Here is a 6263-nt window from a genome sequence, read left to right as displayed (position 1 = left end):
GCTAAGGGGGGGCTTTAGCCCTGTGCTTTGGTTAGCTAACCACCGAAGCTTTAGCTTAGCCCGTCGCACGCCGACCTTGTGGGAATGAGCGCAAGCGAAACGCCCACAAGGGCACGCCCAAAAAATGAAAATAAATTATAAATTCTCAAATCCGTCTTTGGCTGCTTTATGAAAAATGTACTGCTGTTTGTAACCTAATTGCGGCTTGCCTTCTTGTAAATTATTGTAAAAACGAGTAGTAGGATAAGCTAAACTAATATCAGGACATTGAGCAAAAGCTTTCAAAACTTCTTCCCACATAGTTTGTTCAGTAGATCGCCTTTTGCGAGGATTGCATAAATATCGCATCGTCAAACGAATTGCATATTCCTCTACACTTACATATACATTGGGATTTAAGGTCAGCGAAATAAGTAAATACTCTTTGCTGGATTCTGCGACTTGCTTTTCAGCTTCTTTGGTGTGGTGCGCAGTGTGCTTAATCACAATATTTTTGAGAATATCTCTTGCCTTTTCCCAATTGCTTTCATAGGTAATATGCACGGGTACTTCATGCCAAATGTATTGTATGCCTTGACTGTAATTTGCCAAAGGTTCGGTAAATATTTTGCCATTAGGAATGTGTATTACTCGCCCTGTATGCTGATCTGCGTCTACCCAGTTGCCAATTTCCATTATAGAAAACTGAAACATGCTAATATCTATCACATCACCTGCAAAACTGCCTATTTGTATCCGATGACCTAAGTCAAAAGGTTTGCGCCAAATAATGTATACCCATCCTGCTAAATTAGAAACAGGGTCTTTTAGCGCAATAGCCAAACCTGCGGACAAAAGTCCTAAAAAGGTTGCGATAGATTGAAAACCGTCAAACCATATCCTTGCTACTATCAAAACACCAAGAAAAGAAATGACATAGTTAATTGTTTTGCCAGTTTGATACTTAGTCTTTTTTTCTTTTATAGGAGAAACCACTAAACGATATAATACTCGCCGTAACAACCACAAAACAGCCGTTACTACAACCGTAGCAGCAATTTTGAACTGTTCACTCTTAGTCAAAAACTCATCAAAAGGGATTTTCAAATCTATTAGCATACCCCACCTTAACCTTATGCAAAATTACACTTTTTTTGTACAAATTGCGAGTGTAATTTTATAAGTTTTGGTTGTTCATTCAATAATTTTCATTTCGTTGAGTAGGTGGGTTGCTTGGGCGTATTTGTCTATAATAAAAAGCACGTAGCGAATATCTACCATAATGTTACGCGTTTTAGCTGGGTCGTACATGATATCGCTCATAGTACCTTCCCAGTTTCTATCAAAGTTAATTCCTACGATATGTCCATCTTTGTTTAAGGCAGGGCTACCTGAATTGCCCCCTGTGGTATGATTAGTACCGATAAAGCATACATGTAATACGCCATTTTTGGCATATCTTCCATAGTCTTTTTTAGCGTGTAGTTCTTTTAAACGTTCAGGTATTTGATAGTCGGGGTTAAGAGATTTGGATTTTTCAATTACGCCATCTAAGGTAGTAAACCATTCATAGCGCACTCCATCTCGGGGTTCGTAATCTGAAACAATACCGAAAGTAACTCTTAGAGTACCATTAGCATCGGGATAAAATTTTTTATCAGGAAGCATTTTGCGCAGTCCTTCAATGTAGATTTTATTTAGTTTACGGGCTTCTGCACTTTGCTTGTCATATTCAGGCTTAATTTCTTTGTAAAATTTATTCCACATAGATTTTGCTACTTGGTAAGCTGGGTCATCTAATAATTTTTGAATGTTTTTGCGGTTTGCTTTTTCTAAAAACTTGTGTACCTCTTGCTCACTAACCATAAAAGATTTGCTAAATACATGTTTAGAAAATTCAGCGAAATTATTTTTGTACTTTTTTTCTATTTCGGCGAAGATGCTGGGCTGTTCTGCGGGAGTAGTGTTCTCAAAATAAATTTTGAGTAAAGCTTCCATAACTTTTTTATCTACACGTGGTTCGTAATCTTTGAAATGTAAATGCACACCTGAAGCAACTCTTCGCTTAGCTTCTTCAAATTCTTGGTCTGTGGCATTTTCTTTTTTTGCAATTTCCTCCAGCTCTATGAAGTTGGTTGCGTAGTTGAGTATTTCTATACCAAAGAGAGCTTCGTTGATATAGGTAGAAGCTAAGCTTAATTTAGATAGAGTAGCGTATAGTTTTGCAAAGTTAGGTAATACACTTTTGTAGGGTTCACCTTGTTGATCTGCCCAAGCTTGGAACTGTGCTTCTAATTCTTGCTTACGTTTGACGGCTTCTAATCGGATAAGTCCATTGAGTTGCCCTGCAGTTTTTTTGTAGCCGTTACTGAGGTTAGCATATTTAGCAGCGTATTTTATGCGTACAGTATCGCTCAATCGCATAGCTAGATCGATGATTTTTAAGCGCTCTTGGCGTATGTTTATGATGGCAGGGTTCGTCATTTTAACATTCATTTCTACATCTTGAGAAGGAAGGTACTCGTAAGTTTTACCTGGAAAGCCTATTACCATACTAAAATCCCCTTTTTGAACACCTTGCAGGGAAATGGGAAATACGTATTTAGGCTTGTAGGGCACATTGGTTTGACTATAAGGCGCAGGTTTGTTTTCGGCATCAGCGTAAATTCGGAATAGTGCAAAGTCTCCACCATGGCGGGGCCATTCCCAGTTGTCAGTGTCTCCGCCGAATTGTCCTATACTTTCAGGGGGCGCCCCTACTAATCGTATATCAGTGAAAACCTCTGTGATGAACAAATAATACTCCGCCCCATAATAAAAAGGATATATTCTAGCTTTGTAGTGTGTACCTTTTACGGCTTCTTTTTCAATTTGAGCTATGTTTTGATTGATTTTTACCTGTTTTTGCAATTCGTCTTGAATGTTTTCAGTGTTCTCTAATACTTTTTGGGTAACATTTTCCATGCTTACGATAAATGTAACGGTAAGCCCAGGACAATGGAGCTCTTCACTCTTAGTTTTTGCCCAAAAGCCATTTTTTAGATAATCGTTCTGGATAGAACTCAAATATTGAATATAGCTGTATCCACAATGGTGGTTAGTAAGCAAAAGCCCTTCATTTGAAATGATAGCTGAAGTACATCCACCCCCAAAGCGCCCCACAGCATCTTTCATTGACGACTTGTTGACACTATAAATATCCTCTGCACTTAGCCTAAAGCCCCGCTTTTTCATATCTTGTTCATTGAGCTCTTTTAGTAGTACAGGAAGCCACATCCCTTCATCAGGGGGCACTGGTAAAGCAACCTTACAGCTTACTGTAAAAGCAAAAACAACCGCTGCAAATACACTTAAAGGTTTTTTAAACATGGTATCGTATTGCATTGAAATGCGAAGTAAAAGAATTGTAATAAAAATATCAAACTTGCAATAAGACTTATGAATAAAATGTGCAAATTATTTTGACTATATTATTTAATTTTGAGCCATGAAAAAAATACTATTATCTAAGCTTATACTAGTAATAGGCTATTACCATTTGTTCGCACAACTATTTTTACCTGCTAATATCACAAAAAGATCTATTGAAGACGAGGAGATTCGTATAGATGTACTAGGTAATGGTACGTACTACCTACAAGAAAGTGGAAGTAAAAGCGCAGCTTCAGGCGGCTTGATTGCTTCTATCCCTACAAAGAATGGTAATTTGCTTCACATAACGGGGAAGTATAATCCTGCCTATCAAAAAGCATTTATTTTGAGAGATACGGCTTTTAACATAAAAACTTATTTACCCGAGGTTTCTAAGCAGATTTTTGGCTTTGAGAATGGAAGTAACTACAATTTCAGTTTGAGATTTAACAGAGTAAAGCAAAGAAACTACTCAAGTACAGATAAGTATGGTATATGGGGATTTTTATTTGAGTTTAATGCTACTCCTTTTACTATTAAATCCGATAGTTTGTATTGGAATACATTAGATAGCACGTTTAGAACAAACTATACTTTGTCGGAGGGTTTTTATTTACTCAATCCTGTGATTGGTTTTACTCGCGAATGGCTGTTTAGCGCAAATAAAAAAAATGACCAAAACATAAAAATATCTTTGGGGATATGGTTAGCAGGTACGTTCATATATGAAACTAATGCAGGGAAAGGAGTTGTGCCTTCGTACAATTACATGCTGTTGGGACAAAAGGCAATAGATAAAGAACTTTCACTTAACCAACGGCTAAAAAGCTTTTATGCAGGTTTGTTTAGCCTAGCCTTTGAATTAAATGATTTTAGGTTATTCCTTACTGTACAGCACAATCAGGTTTTATTTAAGTCATCGGAATTAGAGGTAAAAGGTATTAACAACAGACCTATTTTCATTAACTTAGGGGCAGGATTTTCTCCTTCTATTATTCACTTCAACTTTTAATCTGAACATGATAAAGATACGATTTAGGTATTTCTTGAAGTAGTTTTTTTATGCCTTCTACATTTGCAAATATCCCATACACGGCTGATCCGCTGCCACTCATGCTAGCATAAATTGCCTGGTAGTAATACATTTTTTCTTTAATCTCTAAAATTTGAGGATAGACCTGACCCACAGAACGCTCAAAATCGTTATGAATGTAATTTTTCCATTCTGATACGGGCAAACTACTGATATCATACCACAAGCTTTTGCCTTTATGATTTTGATAAATCACATTTTGATAAGCCAACTTTGTGTCCGAATGTACACCAGGATATATTACCAATATAGGATAAGGAATAGACAAAGAAATACATTGCATTTTTTGACCTTTTTCATAACAAAATTGAGGACTTCTATATAAGAAAAAAGCTACATCTGAACCTAGTTGTTCGGCATATTTTTGTAGTTTTATCAAACTCAAATTCAGACTATATAATCGGTTGAGGGCTAGTAGAGTATAAGCAGCATCGGCACTTCCTCCTCCAAGACCTGCGCCCATAGGGATACGTTTATATAAATGGATATGTGCGCCTTTCACTTGCTCGGGATAGTCTTTCTGTAAGCACTGTACTGCTTTTACACATAAGTTTTGCGATGCACTTACAGGGATATCTAAACCTTGGCAGATCAATGTAATTTCTGAATGAGGCGTAATTTCTAAAATATCTGTCCAACCTATTGGAAAGCACACCGTTTCAAGATTATGGTAGCCATCAGGGCGTTTTTCAAGAATGCGAAGCCCAATATTGATTTTACAAGTAGGATATACAATCATTACAGCAAAGATATGATAAAGATAACATATCAATCTACATCTTCGTAGTTATTATGTATAATTGCGTAATGGGCGAAAAAAATCAGGTTATTTTTGGGTATCATCCAATTATTGAAGCCTTTGAAGCAGGTAAAACGATAGATAAAATTTTACTAAGTCATAAAGCAGGAAAAAATGAGCTCTTAGAAAAAGTATTTACCTTAGCTAAGATACACAATGTATGGATTCAGCGCGTGCCTGAGGTCAAAATTGAAAAAGAAGCTCGGTATCAAAATCACCAGGGGATTGTGGCGTATTTATCTGAAATAAAGTACGGCCATTTAGAGGAGATCATTGCACAAAGTTTTGAAAAAGGTAAAATGCCGTTAGTAGTTATCTTAGATGGTATAACTGATGTGCATAATTTTGGCGCTATTGCTCGTACAGCTTATTGTGCAGGTGCCGATGCTTTGGTAATTCCCATTCAAAACAGTGCAAAAATTAACAGTGTTGCGATTAAAACTTCTGCGGGAGCATTGATGTATCTTCCTGTGTGCAAAGAAAGAAATTTGAAAAACACTTTATTTTATTTGAAAGAGTGCGGTTTACAGATTGTAGCCTGTACTGAAAAAGGAGATATAGAAATGTATAAGATTGATTTTACGCTACCTACTGCAATCATTATGGGTTCAGAAGGTAAAGGGATACAAAACGCACTTTGCCAAGCTTCGGATATACAAGCTAAAATTTACATGCAAGGAAAAATTTCTTCTCTAAATGTAAGTGTAGCCGCAGGGATAATTTTGTATGAAGCTATTAGGCAACGAATGTTTAAAAATATATGACTGATTTTATCTCAATCCGTGCTTTTTTGTTCAAAATGTGCTGTTTCTGAAAAATAATTTTATTTTTTTGGGCGTGCCCCTTGCTAACGCAAGGGTCGGGGGGGGGCGCCCGGCGCGGGGCGGCGGGGGGGGCCGCGCCCCCCCCCCCACCCAACCGCCAGGACCCAGACCCCCACCCCAAAAAACCCGACCCACAAATAAGTAGAAAATTTTTAAA

At 37.3% G+C, this 6263-nt stretch carries 6 protein-coding genes; 2 read left to right on the top strand and 4 right to left on the bottom strand.

Going from position 1 to position 6263, the window contains the following annotated elements; translation table 11 throughout:
* Positions 1-135 precede the first annotated feature (135 nt).
* Positions 136-1062: a mechanosensitive ion channel family protein gene (locus tag NZ519_10860; protein MCS7029250.1), complete on the bottom strand. Its 927-nt coding sequence runs from the start codon at positions 1060-1062 to the stop codon at positions 136-138.
* A gap of 111 nt (positions 1063-1173) precedes the next feature.
* Positions 1174-3348 (bottom strand): S46 family peptidase, encoded by a 2175-nt coding sequence (locus NZ519_10855; protein ID MCS7029249.1) that lies wholly within the window; start codon positions 3346-3348, stop codon positions 1174-1176.
* Between the two features lie 118 nt (positions 3349-3466).
* Between NZ519_10855 and NZ519_10850 the strand changes: the two genes are divergently transcribed.
* On the top strand, positions 3467-4402 hold the full coding sequence (locus NZ519_10850; GenBank protein MCS7029248.1) for a hypothetical protein: 936 nt from the start codon (positions 3467-3469) through the stop codon (positions 4400-4402).
* Here the strand turns inward: NZ519_10850 and ispE are convergent.
* Positions 4392-5222: a 4-(cytidine 5'-diphospho)-2-C-methyl-D-erythritol kinase gene (gene ispE, locus NZ519_10845; protein MCS7029247.1), complete on the bottom strand. Its 831-nt coding sequence runs from the start codon at positions 5220-5222 to the stop codon at positions 4392-4394. The genes NZ519_10850 and ispE overlap by 11 nt on opposite strands.
* Before the next feature lie 68 nt (positions 5223-5290).
* Between ispE and rlmB the strand changes: the two genes are divergently transcribed.
* A complete protein-coding gene (gene rlmB / locus NZ519_10840; protein MCS7029246.1) occupies positions 5291-6046 on the top strand; it encodes a 23S rRNA (guanosine(2251)-2'-O)-methyltransferase RlmB in 756 nt (251 codons plus the stop codon).
* Positions 6047-6076: 30 nt separating this feature from the next.
* Here the strand turns inward: rlmB and NZ519_10835 are convergent.
* The coding region (locus tag NZ519_10835) for a hypothetical protein (protein ID MCS7029245.1) at positions 6077-6263 on the bottom strand (187 nt) is incomplete at its 5' end.

It is taken from the genome of Bacteroidia bacterium, assembly GCA_025056095.1.
Taxonomy (GTDB): Bacteria; Bacteroidota; Bacteroidia; order JANWVE01; family JANWVE01; genus JANWVE01.
This window is presented reverse-complemented; position numbering and strand designations above follow the sequence as displayed.